This window comes from Segeticoccus rhizosphaerae (genome assembly GCF_009192725.1).
Taxonomy (GTDB): domain Bacteria; phylum Actinomycetota; class Actinomycetes; order Actinomycetales; family Dermatophilaceae; genus Segeticoccus; species Segeticoccus rhizosphaerae.
The window spans coordinates 1-503 of the sequence record NZ_VOHR01000760.1; the positions used below are offsets into that span (position 1 = coordinate 1).

At 65.6% G+C, this 503-nt stretch carries 1 protein-coding gene; it reads right to left on the reverse strand.

Features of this window, described 5'->3' with window-relative positions:
• Positions 1-503, reverse strand: a 503-nt coding sequence (locus tag FRW57_RS22860; protein ID WP_238999559.1) for a DnaA ATPase domain-containing protein, incomplete at both ends; no start/stop codon positions are given.

Consider the following 503-nt stretch of genomic DNA (forward strand, 5'->3'; position numbering starts at 1 on the left):
CCGTGATCTCGCGAGCGTCGTCGTCGGTGATGAGGTCACGCAGCACGATCTCGGCGAGCGACCGGTCGACCTGCTGGCGGTTGAGGTTCGCGAACGCGGTGACCCGGATGAGGGCACCTTCGAGCTCGCGGATGTTCGAGGAGATCCGGCTGGCGATGTACTCGAGCACGTCGTCCGGGGCGTCGAGGTGCTCGTTCGCCGCCTTCTTGCGCAGGATCGCGATGCGGGTCTCGAGGTCGGGGGGCTGGACGTCGGTGATGAGGCCCATCTCGAACCGGGAGCGCATGCGGTCCTCGAAGCCGGCGAGCTGCTTGGGCGGCACGTCGGAGGTGAGGACCACCTGCCCGTTGGTGTTGTAGAGCGTGTTGAAGGTGTGGAAGAACTCCTCCATCGTCTGTTCCTTGCCCTGCAGGAACTGGATGTCGTCGATGAGGAGGATGTCGGTGTCGCGGTAGCGGCGCTGGAACGCGCCCGCCTTGCCCTCGGAGAGCGGGTTGATGAAG